The sequence below is a fragment of the Pseudomonas sp. lyk4-TYG-107 genome, assembly GCF_030209055.1.
GTDB classification, from domain to species: domain Bacteria; phylum Pseudomonadota; class Gammaproteobacteria; order Pseudomonadales; family Pseudomonadaceae; genus Aquipseudomonas; species Aquipseudomonas putida_A.
In genome coordinates, this window is the sequence record NZ_JARVST010000007.1 from 244,860 (window position 1) to 267,791 (window position 22,932).

The window sequence follows — 22,932 nt, forward strand, 5'->3', positions numbered from 1 at the left end:
TGAGCGTTACTCATCGACCCCGGAATCTTCGGACGTGGACACCTCCATTTCCGCCCGCTCGATGACGGCTTCCACGCCAAAATCGATGCGGTGCTTTCTGAAGTAGGCGATCAGTCGTTGCAGGCTCAGCTCAGAGAGCGGATTGCTCCGCAGGCTGAATTTGTCCGCACGCTCTTCTGGCAACTCCAGGATATCGCTGGGAACCTGGGTGATTGCGTTGTCGCTCAGGTCGGCGATTTCCAGGTGTTCGAGTTGCAGCAAGCCCGGCGGCAGGCTGGTGATGCCGCTGTTGTCCAGCATCAGCGTTTGCAGATTAGTCATCTGGCTGACATCCGGCGTCTCGCCCAACGGGTTGTCACTCAAGTCCAGGTGATCGAGGCGCTCCATTTGCGCAAGCTCAAGGGCGTTTTGCGGCGTGAGCGTCAACTCGCAGTGTGAAAGCGACAAATAGGTCAGCTTGGCCATGCGAAACACCGCCGGCGGAATGTGTTCAAGCCGATATTGATAAATCGTCAGTCCTCTGAGGCTGGCAAACGTCTCGACAAACCTGTCAATTCCAAACGTCTGACCCGGCAGGCTTCTGAGGTACAGATGCGTGACATGGCTGAAATCAGCATTGAGTACGGGCAAGTCGCCGCGGATGATCGTCGCCAGGTTCAAGTCATGCAGTGGCTGGAGGTTCTGATCCGGTTCGTCTTGCTCGGTTTCCCGGCGCCAGCACTGTTCAATGAGCGATTTGAATTCGTGACGTGCGGCGTGCTCGTTCAGCACTTGCTCAATCGTGAAGGGCTCGCCACTGATCGGGTGCAAGGCAGGGTGGTCGGTCGCCCAGTTGGCGAGGTTGCTACTCAAGTCGCTGTATTCACGCTCAAGCCGTGCAAGTTCGATTCGCCCCTCGGTCAGGGTGCCGGGTAGCAGATAGAAAAATTCACTGGCCTGTTCCAGATCCATGTGTGTGTACAGCGCCTGTACGCGCAGCAGATCAGCCTGTTCGGCCATTACGCCGAAGTCCTGGCGGGTGTCGTTGAAGTGGCGTTTGATGTGCTCCCGGTCTGCGTTGGCAATCGGATTGCCGCTCAGATCGAAGCCTTCCGGAACGTTGTTGGGCAGCTCGAAAAGGGCGGGAGACAACGACTGGATCTGGTTGTCGTTGAGCAGCGCGGTGCGCAATAGCGGGCGCGTGAGCAGGCCGGGTGGCAGTTCGGAAATGCCGGTCTCCGACACATCGATGTAATTGAGTCGGGGCATTTTTTCGACATTGGGGGTGAGTCCGAGCGGGTTCCTGAACAGGTCTAGGGTTCTCAGGTGAGTCAAGGCTGCCAGTGTTGTGTGGCTCTCGGCTGTCAGGGTGATGCTGCAGTCGCTGAGAATCAGCTCGCGCAGTTGTGGCGACTGGCTGATCGACTCCGGCAGGTTGCCCAGCTGGAAATTGCGCAGCGCCAGGCGACGCAGGCCGGAGAAGCAGTTTAGAAAACCGTGTATACCCTGAGTGCTGCCGATCCCCTCGATGGTCAGGTAGTCCACGTGACTGAAGTTCACCTCAAGTTGTGGCAGCTCTCCGATGATTGACTGTGACAGGCGCAGATCGATGGTCTGCTCGGTGTTCTCCGGCAAGGAAACCTGCTGCTTCCAGCAGTCCAGGATGTCGACCCGCATCTGCCGTCGGCGATGACGCTGGATCGCGTATTGCTCGGTGGTGAGGCGGGCACCGGTCTCCGGATGAACGAGGGGAATACCCTCAGTCCACGGACTCAGCACCGCGTCGAGGCGGTTGCGTTCAGTGATCAAGCGGCTCAGCTCCGCTCGCGGGCCGTTCGGATGGCGTTGCAGGCGCTCGACGAATGCATTGAGTTCCTCGGGCAGCAAGTGCGGCAGCAGCCAGTGGGCATGGGCGTGCAGCGTCGGCGTATTGGTAGGCATGCGCCGATAGCCACTGGTACCGCCACGCAGGCGCATCACGGTGGGGTCGTAAGCGGGTTTGCGAATCGGATTTTGCGACAGCAGGTTCAGCAACGCTTGACGGTCGAGCGCGTGGTCACGAATCAACTGCTTGAGCTGCAGGTCTTGCGTGATGTGGATGTTCAGCGCCGAACGTTCTGCGTCGGGCAGGGCATGCAGCAGGCTTGAATACAGTGAACCCGGCGCGCTGAGTGACTCACCGCTAGCGTCGAACGGCTGATAGTCGCCCTGTTCGGTCAGTACCAGCACTTTGCGAATGAGCGCGTCCTGCGCGCCGAGGCTGTCGATCAGTTGCCCGCTATGGCTGTAGTGCCTGAGCTCCATTCGTATCGACGGCGACCAGCCCGGCAAGCGTGGCAGCGAGTGGAGGGCCAGCCGATCCGTATCCAGATTATTGACTGTCGCTTGCAGCTCAAGCCCCTCAAAGGCTCGGGTTACGCGCACTTGCAGACCCGTTTCCTGGGTCAGAGTGGCCAGTCTTTCGGAGAGTGTTCCGCGCTGTAATTGCAGGTATTCGGCATCACTTGCCGTTTCAAGTATCGATTGCGCCAACGCCTTCGGCAGGCCGGGTTCGGCATCCATCAGTACCTGTACCAGCGGGCTGGCGCCGCGCTGTAACTGACGATATTGATCCTCGAACAGGCTTTGGCGTTTGCGCTTTGCCAGCTCGGCGACGCTGCGCCGCAGGCTAGTTGCGCGGGCCTCGGCCGAGGGTGCGGGCGTATGCAGGGCTTCGCTCAATAGCCGCCTTCGTTGCGATTCTGTCAGGCGTTGCAGACAGGTCTTGAGCAGGTCGCCATCGTCCAGTCGTGAGCCCTCGATTTGTATGAAGGGCATATCGGCGACGGGGCTGCGCCACAGGGTTCTGCCTTGACGGTCGATCAGTTGCAGGCCTCGGTCGGCAGGCCAGTCGCCGTTGTCGAAAAGCAGTTGCAGTTGGGTGGCCGGGTCGGCCTTGAGGTAATCCTCGGCATTCGAGCTGCCAATCTGCTCGATGAACAATTGAATGTCCTGATCGATCTGCCAGCGCTGCAGCGTGTCACTGAGTAAGGGTGGCAATTGATCGCGCTCGACGTGCATCTGGCGCAGGGTGTTTTCCTCGCAGCCACTGATATTCAGCAGGCGCTCCCGCAGAGCGGCGGGAAGGCGCTGCATCTGCGCACTGCTGCGGCTCAGCACGGTGGCGCGATCCCAAGCCAGTGGCTGGTCAATTTCGGTTTGCCAGGCGCCTGCGGTGTTGTGCCTGAGTGCGGGTTTGTAAGCCTCGGGGCGCGTCGGATGGTCGATGCGATGGGCGCCCGTTTCGGGGTCAAGGCTGACGGCATACAACTTGTCTTCCAGGGCCAGCAGGCTCTTGCCCTGGTGGGTTTGCAGGCCCAGTGCATCGGTTCTGGCGTCTTTGGACAGCGTGGCGGGCCACTCGTAAGGGCGCAGGTCGGGTTTCCAGTAGCGGGTCTTGCCATTGGCCGTTTTCACCGGAATGAAGCGGTCGATGAACTGGACGACATTGGCAGGCAACAGCGCGCGAAACTCGCTGACGGCGATAGCGCCGCCGGCGGCGAAGGTGCCGACCTGCACCATGGACTCCACGACGCCGATCAAATGCGCGAACGCTTCGCGGGGTTGTCCTTCGGCCCAGTCGACGATGCTTTCGAACGTCTCGTCGAGCAGTTGGTAGGCCGTGTAGGCAAGCATCAGCTCGCCGAGAAATGGCACGAATGGCAAGGCGACGAACGCGACGAGGTTGAGCAACGACTGTGCGATGTCCGTGAAGGAATCCCAGAGTGCCCAGCGCGCCTTGCGATCGACCATGGCCGTCGAGACGGCGATGACGCGGGCATCGTTGAGCATCTTGTCGAGCTTGCGCTGGTAGAGGTAAACCCACAGCTCACCCCGGATTGGGGTCGCGACGATCTGCAGAGCAGGCCGCACGGTTGGATGCTCGCGCCAGGTGGGGCGTGGATCGCCGACCGGTACGGGTTGCCAGGTGACGGGGTTGAGCATGGCCCGCAACTGGCCGAAGAAAGCGCCGCGATCGGCATGGTCGATGAAACGGCTGAAGAACACCTGATAGTCCGGATCGCGCAGGCGTTGCGCCAGCTCCTCAGCGAAGGCAGCGGAACTGGCGTATTCCTTGACTGGGTGTTGTGGGTCATCAGGAATATAAACCACGACTCGCGCTGCTGCGTGTGCAGCCTCAAGATTCGGCGCGAACAGCACGATGCCGGTCAGGCTGACTTTCATCATCGTCAGCGCATGGCAATGCCACGCCTGACGATTGAGGCGCAAATGCTGCAAGCCATCGAGCAGCCCGAGGATCAGGCGATGGACATCGGCCCCCAGCAGCTTTTGCATGTAGGCCATTTGCAGGGCGGCGACCAGGGCGGCTTTGTCACTCGTGCAAACCTGCGGTTGCAGCACGGCTGCGACCAGCGGATTGCTGATGCCCAGATTGTCTTGCAGATAAGTGTTGTAGCGGCGGCCGATATCCAGGTCGCGACACAGGCGGGTGAAGGCAGGGATCGGCATCGCCTTGGGGATGTTCGGCAGCACGCTGAACTGGCCGTCAGGTGAGGGCTGACTGACATAACCCGAGGCGGACTCAAAGGCGTCAGCGCTGGTCTCGCTGCTTTCAAAATTGTGTAGCGCGGCGTCCAGCAACGAGACGGTCCAGGTGCGTGCGGCGCCGGATTTGATGCGCAGCCACGGAACATGGTCGGGCAGGTACAGGCGCAGGAAGGTCTGCCTGACATCCAGTTTGAGGCCAAAACGGTTTTCTATCTCGGCGCGTAGCAGCGGTTCGGCGAACGCTTTGGCGTCCTGCAACCGGGCAAGGCTTCGTTCGACGCGGTTGTGTGCGGTCCAGTGCGAGGCATTAAGCGCGCGCAGTTTTGCATGCTCGGTGAGTGATGCCTGTTTGAGGTTGGCGGGCAGTAGCGGACTGGCCCGTTTCAATGCCGTGCGCTTGTGTGCCGCAGCCTGCATCAGCCATGTCGGGATGGCCTGGAGCAGCGGTTGATAGTGTGCGTCCTGCCGGGGTAGCAGCAGTGGGTCGGGCAGTGTCGCGAGGGCGGGTGTGGTTTCTTGAATCATGGGGTGAGGCCGTTTGCCTGGAGAAAGGTCCCTAGCAAACACCGGCCGTTGATTCGATGTGCGGTACATATATACCGCACGCCACAAAACTCTCTTGATTAAGATCCCCGGTACGTCTGCGCAAATGGCGGCGTGCAGTTTAAACTGCGCCTTTGCGACGCTATATGTCGCATTGCCGTAAACCCGGGAAAATCCGGGGTTTGCGCTATAAGAAGTTGTCGCTTGGCGGCAAGGCCGGGCTGAAAACTGTCCTTACAATCCCCCCATCGCTCGCCAGTTTCAGGCGGGTGTTCCTCTTCAGGAGACTCCGATGTCCGTTGAGCACGCTGCGGTACAACGCGCCGATTTCGACCAGGTAATGGTTCCCAACTACGCGCCTGCCGCTTTCATTCCGGTGCGTGGCGCCGGTTCCCGCGTCTGGGACCAGAGCGGTCGCGAGCTGATCGACTTCGCCGGCGGGATTGCCGTAAACGTATTGGGCCACGCGCATCCGGCGCTGGTCGGTGCCTTGACCGAGCAAGCGAACAAGCTGTGGCACGTGTCTAACGTGTTCACCAATGAGCCGGCCCTGCGCCTGGCGCACAAGCTGATCGACGCCACGTTCGCCGAGCGCGTGTTCTTCTGCAACTCGGGCGCCGAAGCCAACGAGGCCGCGTTCAAGCTGGCCCGTCGCGTGGCGTTCGACCGTTTCGGCAGCGAGAAGTACGAGATCATCGCCGCGCTCAACAGCTTCCACGGTCGTACCCTGTTCACCGTTAACGTCGGTGGCCAGTCGAAGTACTCCGACGGTTTCGGTCCGAAAATCACCGGCATCACCCACGTTCCTTACAACGATCTGGCCGCGCTGAAAGCGGCGGTGTCCGACAAGACCTGTGCGGTCGTGCTCGAACCTATCCAGGGCGAGGGCGGTGTACTGCCGGCCGAACTGGCTTACCTGCAAGGTGCCCGTGAACTGTGCGACGCGAACAACGCGCTGCTGGTGTTCGACGAAGTGCAGACCGGCATGGGCCGTACCGGCCACCTGTTCGCCTATCAGCATTACGGCGTGACCCCGGACATCCTGACCAGCGCCAAGAGCCTGGGCGGTGGTTTCCCGATCGCCGCGATGCTGACCACTGAAGCGCTGGCCAAACATCTGGTCGTCGGCACCCACGGCACCACCTACGGCGGCAACCCGCTGGCGTGCGCGGTTGCCGAAGCGGTGATCGACGTGATCAACACCCCTGAGGTGCTGAGCGGCGTCAACGCCAAGCACGACAAATTCAAGACCCGTCTGCAGCAGATCGGCGAGAAGTACGGCCTGTTCACTCAGGTGCGTGGCCTCGGTCTGTTGATCGGTTGTGTGCTGAGCGACGCCTGGAAAGGCAAGGCCAAGGACATCTTCAACGCCGCTGAAAAAGAAGGCCTGATGATTCTGCAGGCCGGCCCGGACGTGATCCGTTTCGCCCCGAGCCTGGTGGTGGAAGACGCCGATATCGATGCCGGTCTGGACCGCTTCGAACGCGCCGCGGCAACACTGACGCAAGCCTGATAGACCCTTCGGCGCCCGAGGATTCGGGCGTCGAACCCAATTTTGATACCGGGCGAGTTCCATTGTGGGAGCGAGCCTGCTCGCGAAGAGGGCGTGTCAGTCAACATTTTTGCTGACAGATAGACCGCTTTCGCGAGCAGGCTCGCTCCCACAGTATCCGGTGTTTTTTCTGTGATTTTTATAAGAGAAAGGAGTGACACCATGCTGGTGATGCGCCCTGCGCAAATGGCTGATCTGGGCGAGGTACAGCGTCTGGCTGCGGACAGTCCGATTGGTGTCACTTCCTTGCCGGATGACGTGGAACGTCTGAGCGACAAGATCGCCGCGAGCGAAGCCTCGTTCGCCGCCGAAGTGAGTTTCAACGGGGAGGAGAGCTACTTTTTCGTCCTCGAAGACTCCGCCACCGGCAAACTGGTCGGCTGCTCGGCCATCGTTGCCTCGGCCGGTTACTCCGAGCCGTTCTACAGCTTCCGCAACGAGACCTTCGTCCACGCCTCCCGCGAGCTGAAGATCCACAACAAGATCCACGTGCTCTCGCAATGCCACGACCTGACCGGCAACAGCTTGCTGACCAGTTTCTACGTGCAGCGTGAGCTGGTGGGGTCGCCGTGGGCCGAGCTCAACTCCCGTGGTCGCCTGCTGTTCGTCGCCAGCCACCCGGAACGTTTCGCCGATTCGGTGGTGACCGAGATCGTCGGTTACAGCGACGAAAACGGTGACTCGCCATTCTGGGACGCGATCGGGCGCAACTTCTTCGACCTCAACTACGCCGAGGCCGAACGCCTGTGTGGCCTGAAGAGCCGCACGTTCCTCGCCGAACTGATGCCGCATTACCCGATCTACGTGCCGCTGCTGCCGGATTCCGCTCAAGAAGCGATGGGCCAGGTGCACCCGCGTGCGCAGATCACTTTCGACATCCTGATGCGCGAAGGCTTCGAGACCGATCACTACATCGACATTTTCGACGGTGGCCCGACCCTGCATGCGCGTGTTTCGGGGATCCGTTCGATCGCCCAGAGCCGTGTAGTGCCGGTGAAGATCGGCGAGCCGGTCAAAGGCGCCGGGCGCCAGTATCTGGTGGCCAACGCGCAGTTGCAGGATTACCGCGCGGTGCTGCTGGAACTCGATTACGCGCCGGGCAAACCGGTGACCCTGGATCTGGAAGCAGCCGAAGCCCTGGGCGTCGGTGAAGGTGCCAGCGTGCGCCTGGTGGCGGTTTAACGCCTTAGCGAGTTTCACGGGTGGCGAAGGCGGCCCGTTTGAGGAGATAGCATGATTGTTCGTCCCGTACGCAGCAGCGATTTATCCGCGCTGATCGACCTGGCCCGCAGCACCGGCACCGGCCTGACCACGTTGCCGGCCAACGAAGAGCGCCTGACCCATCGGGTCGGCTGGGCCGAGAAGACCTTTCGCGGCGAAGCCGGCCGTGGCGATGCGGACTACCTGTTCGTGCTCGAAGACGACAACGGTCGCGTGGTGGGGATTTCCGCCATCGCCGGCGCGGTCGGTCTGCGTGAGCCGTGGTACAACTTCCGCGTCGGCCTGACCGTCAGCGCCTCGCAAGAGCTGAACATCTATCGCGAGATTCCGACGCTGTTCCTCGCCAACGACCTCACCGGCAACTCCGAGCTGTGCTCGCTGTTCCTGCATGCCGATTACCGCAGCGGTCTGAACGGCCGCATGCTGTCCAAGGCGCGCATGCTGTTCATCGCCGAGTTCCCTGAGCTGTTCGGCAACAAGATCATCGCCGAGATGCGCGGCGTCTCCGATGAGGCCGGTCGTTCGCCGTTCTGGGAAAGTCTGGGCCGGCACTTCTTCAAGATGGAATTCAGCCAGGCCGACTACCTGACCGGTGTTGGCAACAAGGCGTTCATTGCCGAACTGATGCCGAAATTCCCGCTGTACACCTGCTTCCTGTCGCCGGATGCGCGCAACGTCATCGGTCAAGTACACCCCGACACTGAACCGGCACTGGCGATGCTCAAGAGCGAAGGTTTCAGCTATCAGGGCTACGTCGATATCTTCGACGCCGGCCCGGCCATCGAGTGTGAAACCAGCAAGATCCGCGCAGTCCGCGACAGCGAAGCGCTGGTGCTGGCGATCGGTACACCGGGCGATGACGCCACGCCGTTCATCATCCATAACCGCAAGCGCGAAGACTGCCGCATCACCGCTGCGCCGGCCCGCCTGGCCGCCGGCACGCTGGTGGTCGATCCGCTGACCGCCAAACGTCTTCAACTCAACGCCGGCGATCAAGTGCGCGCCGTGGCGTTGTCTGCTGCTCGGGAGTCGAAATAATGAATTCGCTATACATCGCAGGTGAATGGCTGGCCGGTCAAGGCGAAGCCTTTCAGTCGCTGAACCCGGTGACCCAGGAAGTGCTGTGGTCGGGGGAGGGCGCGACTGCCGCTCAGGTCGAGTCCGCCGTGCAGGCAGCGCGTCAGGCCTTTCCGGGCTGGGCGCGGCGTTCGCTGGACGAGCGCATCAGCGTGCTCGAAGCCTTCGCCGCCGCCCTGAAAAACCACAGTGACGAACTGGCCCGCACCATCGGTGAGGAAACCGGCAAACCGTTGTGGGAAGCCGCGACCGAAGTCACCAGCATGGTCAACAAGATCGCGATCTCGGTGCAGAGCTATCGCGAACGTACTGGCGAGAAGAGCGGCCCGCTGGGCGACGCCACCGCCGTACTGCGCCACAAGCCACACGGTGTGGTGGCGGTGTTCGGCCCTTACAACTTCCCGGGTCATTTGCCGAACGGCCACATCGTGCCGGCGCTGCTGGCCGGTAACAGCGTGCTGTTCAAGCCAAGCGAGCTGACGCCGAAAGTCGCCGAGCTGACGGTCAAGTGCTGGATCGAAGCCGGTCTTCCGGCCGGCGTGTTGAACCTGCTGCAAGGTGCTCGCGAAACCGGTATCGCGCTGGCGGCGAACCCGGGCATCGACGGTCTGTTCTTCACCGGTTCGAGCCGTACCGGCAATCACCTGCACCAGCAGTTCGCCGGGCGTCCGGACAAGATCCTCGCGCTGGAAATGGGAGGCAACAACCCACTGGTGGTCGATCAGGTGGCTGATCTGGACGCGGCGGTGTACACGATCATTCAGTCGGCGTTCATCTCCGCCGGTCAGCGCTGCACGTGTGCGCGTCGTCTGCTGGTGCCGCAAGGCGCATGGGGCGACAGCCTGCTCAAGCGTCTGGTGGAAGTCAGCGCAACGATTGAAGTCGGTGCGTTCGATCAACAGCCGGCGCCATTCATGGGCTCGGTGATTTCCCTTGGCGCGGCGAAAGCGCTGATGGATGCCCAGCAACACCTGCTGGCCAATGGCGCGGTGTCGTTGCTGGCGATGACTCAGCCGCAAGCGCAGTCGGCGTTGCTGACTCCGGGCATTCTCGATGTGACCGCCGTGGCCGAGCGTCCGGACGAAGAATTGTTCGGCCCGTTGCTGCAGGTGATTCGCTACGCCGATTTCGCTGCGGCGATCGCTGAGGCCAACGACACCGCTTATGGCCTGGCGGCTGGCTTGCTGTCGGATTCCGAAGATCGTTATCAGCAGTTCTGGCTGGAAAGCCGCGCCGGTATCGTCAACTGGAACAAACAACTGACCGGTGCGGCGAGCAGCGCGCCGTTCGGCGGCGTCGGGGCTTCGGGCAACCATCGCGCCAGCGCCTACTACGCGGCGGATTACTGCGCGTACCCGGTGGCCTCGCTGGAAACCCCAAGTCTGGTGTTGCCTGCGGCCCTGACGCCTGGCATCAAAATGGTGTGATGCCTATTCGCGAGCAGGCTCGCTCCCACAGGAAGTTGCATTCCAAAGTGGGAGCGAGCCTGCTCGCGAAGGCCGCGACGCGGTCTGACTGAATTGTTACTTGAAGCCTATAACAACAGATTCTCGTGGAGCCTCGCTGATGAAATCCTATGAAGTCAATTTTGACGGTCTAGTGGGGCCGACCCATAACTACGGTGGTCTGTCCTACGGCAACGTTGCGTCCCAGAGCAACAGCCAGCAGTCCTCGAACCCGAAGGAAGCGGCGCTGCAAGGTCTGGCGAAGATGAAAGCGCTGATGGAAATGGGCTTTCAGCAAGGCGTGCTGGCGCCGCAGGAGCGTCCGGACGTGGCCGCGTTGCGCCGTCTGGGTTTCAGCGGCACCGACGCGCAAGTGATCGAGCGCGCCGCGAAAGAAGCCATGCCGTTGCTGGTTGCCAGTTGCTCGGCATCGAGCATGTGGGTGGCCAACGCTGCCACCGTCAGCCCGAGTGCCGATACTGCTGACGGTCGCGTGCACTTCACCGCCGCCAACCTCAACTGCAAATACCACCGCAGCATCGAACACCCGACCACCAGCCGCGTGCTCGGCGCGATGTTCGCCGATCAGCAACACTTCGCCCACCACGCCGCGTTGCCGGCGGTGGCGCAGTTCGGTGATGAAGGCGCAGCCAACCACACGCGTTTCTGCCGTGAGTACGGCGAGGCAGGTGTCGAGTTCTTCGTGTTCGGTCGCAGTGCCTTCGACACCCGTTACCCGGCGCCGCAGAAGTACCCGGCGCGCCAGACCTTGGAAGCATCGCAAGCGGTGGCGCGTCTGCACGGTCTGCGTGACGAGGGCGTGGTTTATGCGCAGCAGAACCCGGCGGTGATCGATCAGGGCGTATTCCACAACGACGTGATCGCGGTGGGTAACGGCGAGGTGCTGTTCTATCACGAGGACGCGTTCCTCGACACCGAGCAGATGCTGGCCGAGTTGCAGGGCAAGCTGGCCAAGGTCGGCGGCCAGTTCCAGTCGATCTGCGTGCCGCGTTCGGCGGTCACCGTGGACGATGCGGTGCGCTCCTACCTGTTCAACAGCCAGCTGCTGTCGCGTCCTGATGGCTCGATGCTGCTGATCGTGCCGGAAGAGTGCCGTGGCAACGAGCGCGTGTGGAACTACCTGCAAGGTCTGACCAGCTCCGGCGGGCTGATCCGCGAAGTCAAAGTCTTCGACCTCAAGCAAAGCATGCAGAACGGCGGTGGCCCGGCGTGCCTGCGACTGCGCGTCGCGCTCAACGAAACCGAGCTGGCGGCGGTCAACCCAGGGGTTATCATGACGGCCCCGTTGTACGGTTCGTTGACCGCATGGGTTGAAAAGCACTACCGCGACCGCCTGAGCGAAACCGATCTGGCGGACCCGCAGTTGCTGCTTGAATGCCGGACGGCACTGGATGAACTGACGCAAATCCTTAAACTGGGCGCGGTTTATCCATTCCAGATCAATTGATGGCCGGCGCGTCGCCTGAACACGACGCGCGGCTTGTCTCCCCAAGAGAGTAAAAACATGAGCGATTCCCTGCAGCTGATCCTTGAAGACACCGACGGCACGCAACTGCAAACCTCGTGCACCCGCGTCGCGGTCATGTGGCAAGGCAAAGAGCTGTGGATCCAGCAGGACGGCCGTGGCCAACTGCTGATCGGCGTGGACGTCGAGGAAGGTGACGAAGAGTACGCCAACCTGCTGCTGCGCCCATTGGCAACTAATCTGGTAAGTCTGCAACTGGAAATGGAACCGGCTGACGTCGGCGACGACGAAGACCACGTGCACGGCCCGGATTGCAACCACGATCACTAAGGAAACCGCTCTATGCTCGCCCTCGGCAAACTGCTTGAACTGACCCTCGCCGGCCGCGAACCGGCGGAGAAGACTCAACTGACTGTCGAAGGCGTGCGCATGCGCTGGTTGAGCGAGGGTGCGCTGGAAGTCCGGCCGCCCGAAGCGCGCGACAATGGCCTGGACCTGCTGCTGTCGGCAGGCATCCACGGCAATGAAACAGCGCCGATCGAGTTGCTCGATCGGCTGCTGCATGACATCGCTCGCGGCGATCTGAAGCCGCGTGCACGCATTCTGTTTCTGTTCGGTAACCCGGAAGCGATCCGCAAGGGCGAGCGCTTCGTCGAGCAGGATGTCAACCGGCTGTTCAACGGCCGGCATGAACAAACCAGCGGTTCCGAAGCCATCCGCGCCTGTGAGCTGGAACGGCTGGCGGCGAGCTTCTTCAGCCTGCCGGATCGGCAGCGACTGCACTACGACCTGCACACCGCCATTCGTGGTTCGAAGATCGAGCAGTTCGCGCTGTATCCGTGGAAGGAAGGTCGCCAGCATTCGCGCCGCGAACTGGCGCGTCTGCGCGCCGCCGGGATGGAAGCGGTGCTGCTGCAGAACAAGCCGTCGATCGTGTTCAGTTCCTACACCTACGACAAGCTCGGTGCCGAGGCTTTCACCCTGGAACTGGGCAAGGCGCGGCCGTTCGGGCAGAACGAAGGGGTGGATGTTTCACGTCTGGAAACTCGTCTGAAGCAGATCATCGAAGGCAATGAGCCGGATCTGGCAGCAGAGGGACTGGATGGTTTGCAGCTGTTCAGCGTCGCCCGGGAAATCATCAAGCACAGCGATGCGTTCCGCCTGAACCTGCCTGCGGACATCGAGAACTTTTCCGAACTGGATGTGGGTTATGTGCTGGCCGAAGATCTGGCCAATACCCGCTGGGTCATCGAGGAAGAGGGCGCGCGGATCATCTTCCCTAATCCCAAGGTCAAGAACGGCTTGCGCGCCGGCATCCTGATCGTGCCGGCCACTGACGAACATCTCGCCTGACGCAATTAGGCAACTGACGCAAATCCCCTGTGGGAGCGAGCCTGCTCGCGAATGCTGACCGTCAGCCAGCAATTATGATGGCTGACACACCGCATTCGCGAGCAGGCTCGCTCCCACATTTGATTTGAGTGAGGTCAAAACCTCACTCAGCTTTAGACCGCTACAGCTCGCGGCTCACTGCGACGCAACGCACGAACCTTCTGCAGCGTATCCGCGCAAGTGCGCGCCGCTTCCTGACCCTTGTGCACGAAGTGCTCGAAGAAGAACTTCTGATGTTCGTCACCGGCATGGAAGTGGTGCGGGGTCAGGGACACCGAGAACACCGGCACTTCGGTTTCCAGCTGCACCTGCATCAGGCCGCTGACCACTGACTGGGCGACGAACTCGTGACGGTAGATGCCGCCGTCCACCACCAGGGCTGCGGCGACGATACCGGCGTAACGACCGGTCTTGGCCAGCAACTTGGCGTGCAGGGGCATTTCAAAGGCGCCGCCGACTTCGAAAAAATCGATGTCCGATTCCTGATAACCCTGGGCCAGCATTTCGGCGACGAAGCCCTTACGGCTCTGGTCGACGATTTCCTTGTGCCAGCAGGCCTGGATGAACGCAACGCGCTCGCCGTGAGGGTGTTTGGTTTTGCTGTCGATAGCGGTGGGTTGCATGTTCTGACTCCTGTTTGTGTGAAAAACAGGGCGTTATGAATTGAAAGGGATTCAAGGGTACGCACGAGCACGCAAGCGCGCGGGCGGCCCTTTGGTGTCAATCCCGTTCTCTCTTCATCCGGACTATGACCGTCGGCCCCGGAATCACACCGGGTCTGCTGACCTTGTCGCCGATCACAGCCTTTGCCGTGTTCGTCGCCAAGCGCTCGCGGGCTATGCGCATTGCGCGCAATTACCGCCGGTGGGGAATTGCACCCCGCCCTGAGAACGTTTTTGCCGCCCTTTCTCAGGCGGCGCAGCGTTTTTATCACATATTTTCCGGCCTTGCACAGAACCTGTGGGAGCGAGCCTGCTCGCGAAAGCGACTTAACATTCAACGCACATGCTGACTGTTACTCCGCTTTCGCGAGCAAGCTCGCTCCCACAGGGTTGTGCTCTCTCAAGGAATAAGTGCCTTTTTACTCGCTCAAGGGTTGATTAATCGGCGCCATGACCGCAGTAATTCACCTTCGAAAAGGGATTTCCCCTGCTGACCAGAGGCCAGGTTCATGAGCGTTATCGATCTTCGCAGCGACACCGTCACTCAACCGACTCCAGCCATGCTCGACGCGATGACTGCGGCGGCTACCGGTGACGACGTGTACGGCGAAGATCCAACGGTCAATCGTCTGGAGGCGGAACTGGCAAAACGCCTGGGGTTCGCCGCCGCGCTGTTCGTGCCGACCGGCACCATGAGCAATCTGCTGGGCCTGATGGCGCATTGCGAACGTGGCGACGAATACATCGTCGGCCAGCAGGCGCACACCTATAAGTACGAGGGCGGCGGCGCGGCGGTGCTCGGTTCGATCCAGCCACAGCCGCTGGAAGTGCAGGCCGACGGTTCGCTGGATCTGGATCAGGTAGCAGCGGCGATCAAGCCCGATGACTTTCACTTCGCCCGTACCCGGCTGCTGGCGCTGGAAAACACCATGCAGGGCAAAGTGTTGCCGCTGGAGTATCTGGCCCGCGCGCGCCAATTCACGCGGGAGCACGGTCTGGCCCTGCATCTGGACGGCGCGCGGCTGTACAACGCGGCAGTCAAGCTTGGGGTGGATGCCCGCGAGATCACGCAACATTTCGATTCGGTGTCGGTGTGCCTGTCCAAAGGCCTCGGCGCGCCGGTCGGTTCGGTGCTGTGTGGCACTGAGCAGCTGATCGGCAAGGCCCGCCGCCTGCGCAAAATGGTCGGCGGTGGCATGCGTCAGGCCGGGTTGCTGGCGGCAGCGGGGCTGTATGCGCTGGATCACAATATCGAGCGCCTGGTGGATGACCATGCCAACGCCCGGCTTTTGGCCGAAGGCCTGCGCGCGGCCGGGTTCAGTGTCGAGCCGGTGCAGACCAACATGGTCTACGTGCAAATGGGCGATCAGGCCGAAGCGCTCAAGGCGTTTGCCGCCGAACGCGGGATCAAGTTGAGCGCCGCTGCGCGCTTGCGCATGGTCACGCACATGGACGTCAATCGCTCGCAAATCGAGCAAGTGATCGCGACATTCGTCGAGTTTTCGCGCAAGTGACAGCGTTAGCCGTCCAATTGACCGTTACTATCGTATAAACACGCTGTACCCCGCGCGAAGGGCCGATATAATGCGGCCCTTTGCCGTCGTTTCGTCTGTTGACGTTTCGTACAGGCCTTTGGCCGCAGCCTCCGTGGAAGAACCTAATGAAAAGCGCAGAAATCCGTGAAGCCTTCCTTCGCTTCTTCGAAGAGCAAGGCCACACCCGTGTAGCCTCCAGCTCTTTGATTCCGGGCAACGACCCAACCCTGCTGTTCACCAACGCGGGGATGAACCAGTTCAAGGACTGCTTCCTGGGCCAGGAAAAGCGCGCTTACACCCGCGCAACCAGCAGCCAGAAGTGCGTGCGTGCCGGTGGCAAGAACAGCGACCTGGAAAACGTCGGTTATACCGCTCGTCACCACACATTCTTCGAAATGCTCGGTAACTTCAGCTTCGGTGACTATTTCAAGCACGATGCGATTACCTTCGCCTGGACCTTCCTGACCGGCGTTCTGAAACTGCCGAAGGAAAAACTCTGGGTCACCGTCTACGCCTCCGATGACGAAGCGTATGACATCTGGACCAAGCAGATCGGCGTGCCGGTCGAGCGCATGATCCGTATCGGCGACAACAAAGGTGCGCCGTACGCCTCCGACAACTTCTGGACCATGGGCGATACCGGCCCGTGCGGCCCATGCACCGAGATTTTCTACGATCACGGCGACCACATCTGGGGCGGCCCACCGGGTTCGCCGGAAGAAGACGGCGACCGTTACATCGAGATCTGGAACAACGTGTTCATGCAGTTCAACCGCACCGCCGATGGCGTGTTGCATCCGTTGCCAGCGCCATCGGTCGACACCGGCATGGGCCTGGAGCGGATCAGTGCGGTGATGCAGCACGTCAATTCCAACTACGACATCGACCTGTTCAAGAACCTGCTCAAAGCCTCGGCTGAAGCCATCGGCTGCGAGAATGGTGACCAGTCGTCGCTGAAAGTGGTGTCCGACCACATCCGTTCCTGCGGTTTCCTGATCGCCGACGGCGTGCTGCCGTCCAACGAAGGTCGCGGCTACGTGCTGCGTCGGATCATTCGTCGCGCCTGCCGTCACGGCAACAAGCTCGGCGCTACTGGCAGCTTCTTCTACAAGATCGTCGCTGCGCTGGTCGCCGAGATGGGTGAAGCCTTCCCGGAACTGAAGAAGCAGCAGAGCAACATCGAGCGCGTACTCAAGGCCGAAGAAGAGCAGTTCTCCAAGACCCTGGAGCACGGCCTGAAAATCCTCGAGCAGGATCTGCTGGAACTCAAAGGCACCGTGGTGCCGGGCGACGTAGTGTTCAAACTCTACGACACCTACGGTTTCCCGATGGACCTGACGGCCGACATCGCTCGCGAGCGCGGCCTGACCGTCGACGAAGTCGGCTTCGAGCGTGAAATGGAAGCCCAGCGTGTTCGTGCGCGTTCCGCCAGCTCGTTCGGTCTGGACTACAACACCCTGGTCAAGGTTGATGTGGCCACCGAGTTCACCGGTTACAAAGACACCAGCGGTTCGGCAAAAATCGTCGCTATCTATAAAGATGGCCAGTCGGTCGACGTCCTGAGTGAAGGCGAAGAGGCGGTGATCGTGCTGAATCAGACGCCGTTCTACGCTGAATCCGGCGGCCAGATCGGTGATTGCGGTTTCCTCCAGGCGGGCAACGCGCGTTTCGACGTCCGTGATACCACCAAGACCGGCGGCGCCTTCCTGCACCACGGCGTGCTGGATTCCGGCAGCCTGACCATCGGCGCGCCAGTGGAAACCCACGTCGATGCCGAGGTGCGTCACGCGACCTCGCTGAATCACTCCGCAACTCACTTGCTGCACGCTGCATTGCGTCAGGTGTTGGGCGAGCACGTTCAGCAGAAGGGCTCGTTGGTGGATAGCCAGCGTCTGCGCTTCGACTTCAGCCACTTTGAAGCGATCAAGCCGGAGCAGATCAAAGCGCTGGAAGACATCGTCAACGCCGAGATCCGCAAGAACTCCGCAGTTGAAACTGAAGAAACCGACATCGAAACCGCCAAGCAGAAAGGCGCGATGGCGCTGTTCGGCGAGAAGTACGGCGACAACGTGCGCGTGCTGAGCATGGGCGGCGATTTCTCCGTCGAGCTGTGTGGCGGTATCCACGCCAACCGTACCGGCGACATCGGCCTGCTGAAGATCATCAGCGAAGGCGGTGTGGCATCGGGTGTGCGTCGTATCGAGGCAGTCACCGGTGCTGCGGCACTGGCCTACTTGAACGCTGCAGAAGAACAACTCAAGGAAGCGGCCAACCTGGTCAAGGGCAGCCGCGACAATCTGATCGACAAGCTGTCGGCCGTGCTGGAGCGCAACCGCGCGCTGGAAAAGCAACTCGAGCAGTTGCAGGCCAAGGCTGCCAGCGCCGCGGGCGACGATCTGTCGAACTCGGCAGTCGACGTCAAGGGCGTGAAGGTTCTGGCCGCACGTCTGGATGGTCAGGATGGCAAGGCGCTGCTGGCGCTGGTCGATCAGCTGAAAAACAAACTCGGCCGCGCAGTGATCCTGCTCGGCAGTGTCCATGAGGAAAAGGTCGTACTGGTTGCAGGCGTAACCAAAGACCTGACTGGCCAACTCAAAGCCGGTGATTTGATGAAACAGGCTGCTGCGGCAGTGGGCGGGAAGGGCGGTGGTCGTCCGGACATGGCGCAGGGCGGCGGTGTTGACGCCGGCGCACTGGATGGCGCACTGGCGCTGACCGTTCCATTCGTCGAGCAGGGTTTATAAGACGGCCCGCCGGGTCCGCAGTCTAGTGGCGGGTCCGGCGGCTGTTCGAGTGATTATTGGGCGCCCTTCATGGGCAGAGGCGGCTTTGAAATGGCTTTGATCGTACAGAAATTTGGAGGCACCTCGGTCGGCACTGTCGAGAGAATCGAGCAGGTCGCCGACAAGGTTAAGAAATTCCGCGATGCCGGCGATGACCTGGTGGTTGTGCTGTCTGCAATGAGCGGCGAAACCAACCGTCTGATCGATCTGGCCAAGCAAATCAGTGGCGACGTGCAACCGGTTCCGCGTGAGCTGGACGTGATCGTCTCCACCGGTGAGCAGGTGACGATTGCCCTGTTGGCCATGGCGCTGATCAAGCGCGGTGTGCCGGCGGTGTCGTACACCGGTAATCAGGTGCGGATCCTGACGGACAGTGCGCACAATAAAGCGCGTATCTTGCAGATTGATGACCAGAAGATTCGCGGTGATCTGAAAGCAGGTCGCGTGGTGGTTGTCGCCGGTTTCCAGGGCGTCGACGAGCACGGCAACATTACCACCCTCGGCCGTGGCGGTTCCGACACCACAGGCGTGGCACTGGCGGCTGCCTTGAAGGCTGACGAGTGCCAGATCTACACCGACGTCGATGGTGTCTACACCACTGACCCGCGCGTGGTGCCGGTCGCTCAGCGTCTGGACAAGATCACCTTCGAAGAGATGCTGGAAATGGCCAGTCTCGGTTCCAAGGTGCTGCAGATCCGTGCGGTGGAATTCGCCGGCAAGTACAACGTTCCGCTGCGCGTACTGCACAGCTTCAAGGAGGGTCCGGGCACCCTCATTACTATTGATGAAGAGGAAACCATGGAACAGCCGATCATTTCCGGCATCGCTTTCAACCGCGATGAAGCCAAGCTGACCATCCGTGGCGTGCCAGACACCCCGGGCGTGGCGTTCAAGATTCTCGGCCCGATCAGTGCCGCGAACATCGAAGTCGACATGATCGTGCAGAACGTTGCGCACGATAACACCACCGACTTCACCTTCACCGTGCACCGCAACGACTACCAGGCCGCACAGACCGTGCTGGAAAACACCGCTCGCGAGATCGGTGCCCGGGAAGTGGTGGGCGACACCAAGATTGCCAAGGTCTCGATCGTCGGCGTCGGCATGCGTTCCCACGCAGGCGTGGCCAGCCGCATGTTCGAATCCCTGGCCAAGGAAAGCATCAACATCCAGATGATCTCGACGTCGGAAATCAAGGTTTCCGTGGTGATCGAAGAGAAGTATCTGGAGCTGGCCGTGCGCGCCCTGCACACGGCTTTCGAACTGGACGCGCCGGCCCGTCAGGGCGAGTAAATCCGGTCACCTGAAGGGCGCGGTCTGACCGCGCCCTTTATTTTTTGAATGGCGCGAGCCCTGAACTGTTCTTTTGCTCGCGCTGGTCAATACTCAGGCATGTAGGGCTACGATCGCTCCGGTTGTAGGTCGGGTGCCTTTTTTTTGCAGACTGTTGTCCCTGAAATGAAATGCGTGAGGAGAAAGGTATGCTGATTCTGACTCGTCGGTGCGCAGAAAGCCTGATTATCGGTGATGGCGAAATCACCGTGACCGTGCTCGGCGTCAAAGGAAATCAAGTGCGCATCGGCGTCAACGCCCCGAAAGAGGTTGCCGTGCACCGTGAGGAAATTTACCTGCGTATAAAGAAAGAGAAGGACGAAGAACCAAGCCATTAATTTTTATCGATTTTTATGTTTGCAAACGGGGAAGAAGGTGGTTAATATACGCCCCGTGTTGCGGAGAGCTGGCCGAGTGGCCGAAGGCGCTCCCCTGCTAAGGGAGTACACCTCAAAAGGGTGTCGGGGGTTCGAATCCCCCGTTCTCCGCCATTATTTGCTTAGTACGTTGTAATCTGGCTTTTTCTGTAAGTTGTTGAATTTATTAGAAAAAGTGGTTGGAATAGAGATTAGACGGGCTATAATGCGGCGCAACAAATGCACTCGTAGCTCAGCTGGATAGAGTACTCGGCTACGAACCGAGCGGTCACAGGTTCGAATCCTGTCGAGTGCACCATTTAAGAGTTGTTTATAGCGATATAAAGAACTCGGCTTCAGCCAGTTGTGGTCTGGTTTAAAAACACAAATGCACTCGTAGCTCAGCTGGATAGAGTACTCGGCTACGAACCGAGCGGTCACAGGTTCGAATCCTGTCGAGTGCACCATTTAAGAGTCGTTTGTAGCAATACAGGCAACTCGGCTTCAACCAGTTGTGATCTGGTCTAAAAACACAAAATGCACTCGTAGCTCAGCTGGATAGAGTACTCGGCTACGAACCGAGCGGTCACAGGTTCGAATCCTGTCGAGTGCACCATATTCAAGAAGCCCGCGTTTAACGCGGGCTTTTTGTTGCCTGCGATTTGGCTTTTCCTTTCACGCATCCCTTCTCGTCAAAATCGACTTGAGCACTTCGGCCTCTTTTCAGGTCATAGCGATAGCTAGTCGTCGACGTTCGAATATTCACCTTGTCCGGTTTGCCGAGCGCGCTCTCGACATCCTGTTGGCTCATGCCGGCAATCACTCGTTGATTGATGATTGCTGCGCGGCGCTGCCTGGCATCGATCAGGTTGCCGCATTTGTCCTCCAGGCGGCCAACGATGTCCGGTTCACGTCCCCTGATTGTCATACCGGATATTTCCTCATGGTTGTGTTCCGGCATGATCGGTACGACGGATCCGGGCGAGTAGGGGTGAACCTGTTGCTCTGAAAGCTGCTCGTCGCTCGCACAGCTCAGGGTCGTGAAGGTGATGCCGCCGTCGGCAGCTTCGCAGCGGTGAAGGGTGGTGGCGGCTCCGGCGGGTGGCAGGCAGAGCAGGCTGGCGACTACAAAAAGGCATGTTCTGGATAGCATTCGACGTCCTCCATGACGGTCTACGCTCAAGGGTAGTCGCTACATTTTTCAACGCCGGTGTGTTTTCTTTTCAAGATGAGTCGTCGCATCTGCACGGGTCAGGACAGCGCTCAACTTTGTCGCGCAAGCACTTGTTTCGACCGCGATTTTTTAACGTTTAAAACCGTCAGGCGGTGTATCATTGCGCCCGTCAGCCCCGCCGGGGCTTATGGAAAACCTCCATGGACTTACCCAGTAGTTACTCAGTAGCCCGTTTCACCAATCATGAATTGACTGATTGATCCTTCCGGCGTGCCCCGCTGCTGGGAGTGGAGTTCGCCTATGTCCGAAATCGAAGTAAAGAAAACCCAGGAAAGCCTGCAGGATCGCCTGGCTCAGGTCGTTGAGCTGCTGCAGCGCCAGAAGGTCGTCGAAGACCTGACTCATCGCCAGGAAGGCGCGCACCACGACCGGGTCGAGAACCTGGTTCACCGGCAGAACCTCGTCGAGCTGCAACGCAAACTCGATGATCTGCACTCCGCCGACGTTGCCTACATCCTTGAAGCCTTGCCGCTGGACGACCGTCTGACGCTCTGGCAACTGGTCAAGGCTGATCGCGACGGCGACATTCTTCTCGAAGTATCCGATTCCGTTCGTGAAACGCTGATCGCCGACATGGACGATCACGAGCTCCTGGCTGCGGCCAAGGACATGGACGCCGACGAACTTGCTGACCTGGCCTCCGAGCTGCCGCGAGACGTCGTCCATGAGCTGATGGAGACGCTCGACCAGCAGCAACGCGAGCGCGTGCGTTCGGCCCTGTCCTATGACGAGGAGCAGGTCGGTGCGCTGATGGACTTCGAGATGGTGACGATCCGTGAGGATGTCAGCCTCGAAGTGGTTCTGCGTTACCTGCGTCGGCTCAAAGAGCTGCCGGGCCATACCGACAAACTGTTCGTGGTCGATTACGACGGCGTGCTCAAGGGCGTGCTGCCGATCAAGCGTCTGTTGGTCAACGACCCGGAGAAGCAGGTTTCTGAAGTCATGGCCAGCGATCCGGTGAGTTTTCACCCGGACGAAGACGCCTATGACGCGGCTCAGGCGTTCGAGCGTTACGACTTGATCTCGGCCCCGGTGGTCGACAAGAACGGCAAGCTGATCGGCCGTCTGACCATTGACGAAATGGTCGACCTGATTCGTGAGGAGAGCGAAAGCGAAGTCCTCAACATGGCGGGTCTGCGCGAAGAGGAAGACATCTTCGCCTCCGTCTGGAAATCCCTGCGCAACCGTTGGGCGTGGCTGGCGATCAATCTCATCACTGCCTTTGTCGCGTCGCGGGTGATCGGTCTGTTCGAAGGCTCGATCGAGAAGCTGGTGGCGCTGGCGGCGCTGATGCCGATCGTGGCGGGTATCGGCGGTAACTCCGGTAACCAGACGATCACCATGATCGTGCGTGCCATGGCGCTCGACCAGGTCAGCACCGGCAACACCTCGCGTCTGATGCGCAAGGAGCTGGCGGTGGCGTTGATCAATGGTCTGGTCTGGGGTGGGGTGATCGGTGTGGTCGCCTACCTGCTTTACGGCAGTTGGTCGCTGGGTGTGGTGATGACGGCGGCGATGACTCTCAACCTGCTGCTCGCGGCGCTGATGGGGGTGTTGATCCCGATGACGCTGGCCAAGATGGGCCGCGACCCGGCGATGGGCGCCAGCGTGATGATCACGGCCATGACCGACAGTGGTGGCTTCTTCATCTTTCTGGGGTTGGCGACGATCTTCCTGCTCTGATTCGCTGCCATACAAAAGCCCGCCGAAATGGCGGGCTTTTTTGTGCCTGTTGTCTAGTCCTGAAATAGGTTTACACCTGTTTCAGTCTCAAAATGCCCGATGCA

The 22,932-nt window shown here is 60.3% G+C and carries 15 protein-coding genes, 4 tRNA genes and 1 riboswitch; of the genes, 16 read left to right on the top strand and 3 right to left on the bottom strand.

Going from position 1 to position 22,932, the window contains the following annotated elements:
• Positions 1-6 precede the first annotated feature (6 nt).
• On the bottom strand, positions 7-5,052 hold the full coding sequence (locus QRN61_RS08695) for a dermonecrotic toxin domain-containing protein (RefSeq protein ID WP_285373582.1): 5,046 nt from the start codon (positions 5,050-5,052) through the stop codon (positions 7-9).
• A 310-nt stretch (positions 5,053-5,362) separates the two neighbouring features.
• Between QRN61_RS08695 and QRN61_RS08700 the strand changes: the two genes are divergently transcribed.
• The 7 genes from QRN61_RS08700 to astE all read left to right on the top strand — a co-directional run bounded on the left by QRN61_RS08700 (position 5,363) and on the right by astE (position 13,204).
• Positions 5,363-6,583: an aspartate aminotransferase family protein gene (locus tag QRN61_RS08700; protein ID WP_247267109.1), complete on the top strand. Its 1,221-nt coding sequence runs from the start codon at positions 5,363-5,365 to the stop codon at positions 6,581-6,583.
• A 201-nt stretch (positions 6,584-6,784) separates the two neighbouring features.
• Positions 6,785-7,804: an arginine/ornithine succinyltransferase subunit alpha gene (aruF, locus tag QRN61_RS08705; RefSeq protein WP_059404897.1), complete on the top strand. Its 1,020-nt coding sequence runs from the start codon at positions 6,785-6,787 to the stop codon at positions 7,802-7,804.
• Between the two features lie 51 nt (positions 7,805-7,855).
• Positions 7,856-8,881: an arginine N-succinyltransferase gene (gene astA / locus QRN61_RS08710; RefSeq protein WP_285373583.1), complete on the top strand. Its 1,026-nt coding sequence runs from the start codon at positions 7,856-7,858 to the stop codon at positions 8,879-8,881.
• Positions 8,878-10,347, top strand: coding sequence for a succinylglutamate-semialdehyde dehydrogenase (gene astD / locus QRN61_RS08715; protein ID WP_285373591.1), 1,470 nt, complete (start codon positions 8,878-8,880; stop codon positions 10,345-10,347). Before astA ends, astD begins: the two co-directional genes overlap by 4 nt.
• A 139-nt stretch (positions 10,348-10,486) precedes the next feature.
• On the top strand, positions 10,487-11,833 hold the full coding sequence (gene astB / locus QRN61_RS08720) for an N-succinylarginine dihydrolase (protein WP_108183542.1): 1,347 nt from the start codon (positions 10,487-10,489) through the stop codon (positions 11,831-11,833).
• A gap of 57 nt (positions 11,834-11,890) precedes the next feature.
• Positions 11,891-12,181, top strand: a complete 291-nt coding sequence (locus QRN61_RS08725; RefSeq protein WP_027612641.1) for a hypothetical protein — start codon at positions 11,891-11,893, stop codon at positions 12,179-12,181.
• A 12-nt stretch (positions 12,182-12,193) separates the two neighbouring features.
• Entirely contained in the window at positions 12,194-13,204 is a 1,011-nt protein-coding gene (gene astE, locus QRN61_RS08730) for a succinylglutamate desuccinylase (protein ID WP_027612642.1), read from the top strand.
• 152 nt (positions 13,205-13,356) lie between these two features.
• On the opposite strand, the gene QRN61_RS08735 is transcribed toward astE, so the two are convergent.
• The gene (locus QRN61_RS08735) at positions 13,357-13,866 is read right to left on the bottom strand and encodes a 6,7-dimethyl-8-ribityllumazine synthase (RefSeq protein ID WP_007963087.1); all 510 of its coding nucleotides are present in this window, start codon (positions 13,864-13,866) and stop codon (positions 13,357-13,359) included.
• A 101-nt stretch (positions 13,867-13,967) separates the two neighbouring features.
• Positions 13,968-14,139: riboswitch (FMN riboswitch) on the bottom strand.
• Between the two features lie 275 nt (positions 14,140-14,414).
• On the opposite strand from QRN61_RS08735, the gene ltaE reads away from it, so the two are divergent.
• The 8 genes from ltaE (at position 14,415) to QRN61_RS08775 (ending at position 20,527) form a co-directional block, all read left to right on the top strand.
• A complete protein-coding gene (gene ltaE / locus QRN61_RS08740) occupies positions 14,415-15,419 on the top strand; it encodes a low-specificity L-threonine aldolase (RefSeq protein WP_285373584.1) in 1,005 nt (334 codons plus the stop codon).
• A gap of 146 nt (positions 15,420-15,565) precedes the next feature.
• On the top strand, positions 15,566-18,184 hold the full coding sequence (gene alaS, locus QRN61_RS08745) for an alanine--tRNA ligase (RefSeq protein ID WP_098965156.1): 2,619 nt from the start codon (positions 15,566-15,568) through the stop codon (positions 18,182-18,184).
• A gap of 90 nt (positions 18,185-18,274) precedes the next feature.
• Complete coding sequence (locus QRN61_RS08750; RefSeq protein ID WP_025112914.1) at positions 18,275-19,516, top strand: aspartate kinase; 1,242 nt, start codon at positions 18,275-18,277, stop codon at positions 19,514-19,516.
• 188 nt (positions 19,517-19,704) lie between these two features.
• The gene (gene csrA / locus QRN61_RS08755) at positions 19,705-19,893 is read left to right on the top strand and encodes a carbon storage regulator CsrA (RefSeq protein WP_002554426.1); all 189 of its coding nucleotides are present in this window, start codon (positions 19,705-19,707) and stop codon (positions 19,891-19,893) included.
• Between the two features lie 62 nt (positions 19,894-19,955).
• Positions 19,956-20,046, top strand: a tRNA-Ser gene (locus QRN61_RS08760).
• A 107-nt stretch (positions 20,047-20,153) separates the two neighbouring features.
• Positions 20,154-20,230 (top strand) — tRNA-Arg (locus QRN61_RS08765).
• A 71-nt stretch (positions 20,231-20,301) separates the two neighbouring features.
• A tRNA-Arg gene (locus tag QRN61_RS08770) sits at positions 20,302-20,378 on the top strand.
• Positions 20,379-20,450: 72 nt separating this feature from the next.
• A tRNA-Arg gene (locus tag QRN61_RS08775) sits at positions 20,451-20,527 on the top strand.
• Between the two features lie 18 nt (positions 20,528-20,545).
• Here QRN61_RS08775 and QRN61_RS08780 read toward each other — a convergent pair.
• The gene (locus tag QRN61_RS08780) at positions 20,546-21,064 is read right to left on the bottom strand and encodes a cell envelope protein SmpA (RefSeq protein WP_285373585.1); all 519 of its coding nucleotides are present in this window, start codon (positions 21,062-21,064) and stop codon (positions 20,546-20,548) included.
• 321 nt (positions 21,065-21,385) lie between these two features.
• Between QRN61_RS08780 and mgtE the strand changes: the two genes are divergently transcribed.
• Entirely contained in the window at positions 21,386-22,828 is a 1,443-nt protein-coding gene (mgtE, locus tag QRN61_RS08785; protein WP_027612263.1) for a magnesium transporter, read from the top strand.
• The last annotated feature ends 104 nt before the right edge of the window (positions 22,829-22,932 follow it).

What these genes read in the sequence shown, in the direction of transcription:
- QRN61_RS08695 (WP_285373582.1), bottom strand. Translation starts at nt 5,052, where the DNA reads ATGATTCAAGAAACCACACCCGCCCTCGCGACACTGCCCGACCCACTG.
- QRN61_RS08700 (WP_247267109.1), top strand. Translation starts at nt 5,363, where the DNA reads ATGTCCGTTGAGCACGCTGCGGTACAACGCGCCGATTTCGACCAGGTA.
- aruF (WP_059404897.1), top strand. Translation starts at nt 6,785, where the DNA reads ATGCTGGTGATGCGCCCTGCGCAAATGGCTGATCTGGGCGAGGTACAG.
- astA (WP_285373583.1), top strand. Translation starts at nt 7,856, where the DNA reads ATGATTGTTCGTCCCGTACGCAGCAGCGATTTATCCGCGCTGATCGAC.
- astB (WP_108183542.1), top strand. Translation starts at nt 10,487, where the DNA reads ATGAAATCCTATGAAGTCAATTTTGACGGTCTAGTGGGGCCGACCCAT.
- QRN61_RS08725 (WP_027612641.1), top strand. Translation starts at nt 11,891, where the DNA reads ATGAGCGATTCCCTGCAGCTGATCCTTGAAGACACCGACGGCACGCAA.
- astE (WP_027612642.1), top strand. Translation starts at nt 12,194, where the DNA reads ATGCTCGCCCTCGGCAAACTGCTTGAACTGACCCTCGCCGGCCGCGAA.
- QRN61_RS08735 (WP_007963087.1), bottom strand. Translation starts at nt 13,866, where the DNA reads ATGCAACCCACCGCTATCGACAGCAAAACCAAACACCCTCACGGCGAG.
- ltaE (WP_285373584.1), top strand. Translation starts at nt 14,415, where the DNA reads ATGAGCGTTATCGATCTTCGCAGCGACACCGTCACTCAACCGACTCCA.
- alaS (WP_098965156.1), top strand. Translation starts at nt 15,566, where the DNA reads ATGAAAAGCGCAGAAATCCGTGAAGCCTTCCTTCGCTTCTTCGAAGAG.
- QRN61_RS08750 (WP_025112914.1), top strand. Translation starts at nt 18,275, where the DNA reads ATGGCTTTGATCGTACAGAAATTTGGAGGCACCTCGGTCGGCACTGTC.
- csrA (WP_002554426.1), top strand. Translation starts at nt 19,705, where the DNA reads ATGCTGATTCTGACTCGTCGGTGCGCAGAAAGCCTGATTATCGGTGAT.
- QRN61_RS08780 (WP_285373585.1), bottom strand. Translation starts at nt 21,064, where the DNA reads ATGCTATCCAGAACATGCCTTTTTGTAGTCGCCAGCCTGCTCTGCCTG.
- mgtE (WP_027612263.1), top strand. Translation starts at nt 21,386, where the DNA reads ATGTCCGAAATCGAAGTAAAGAAAACCCAGGAAAGCCTGCAGGATCGC.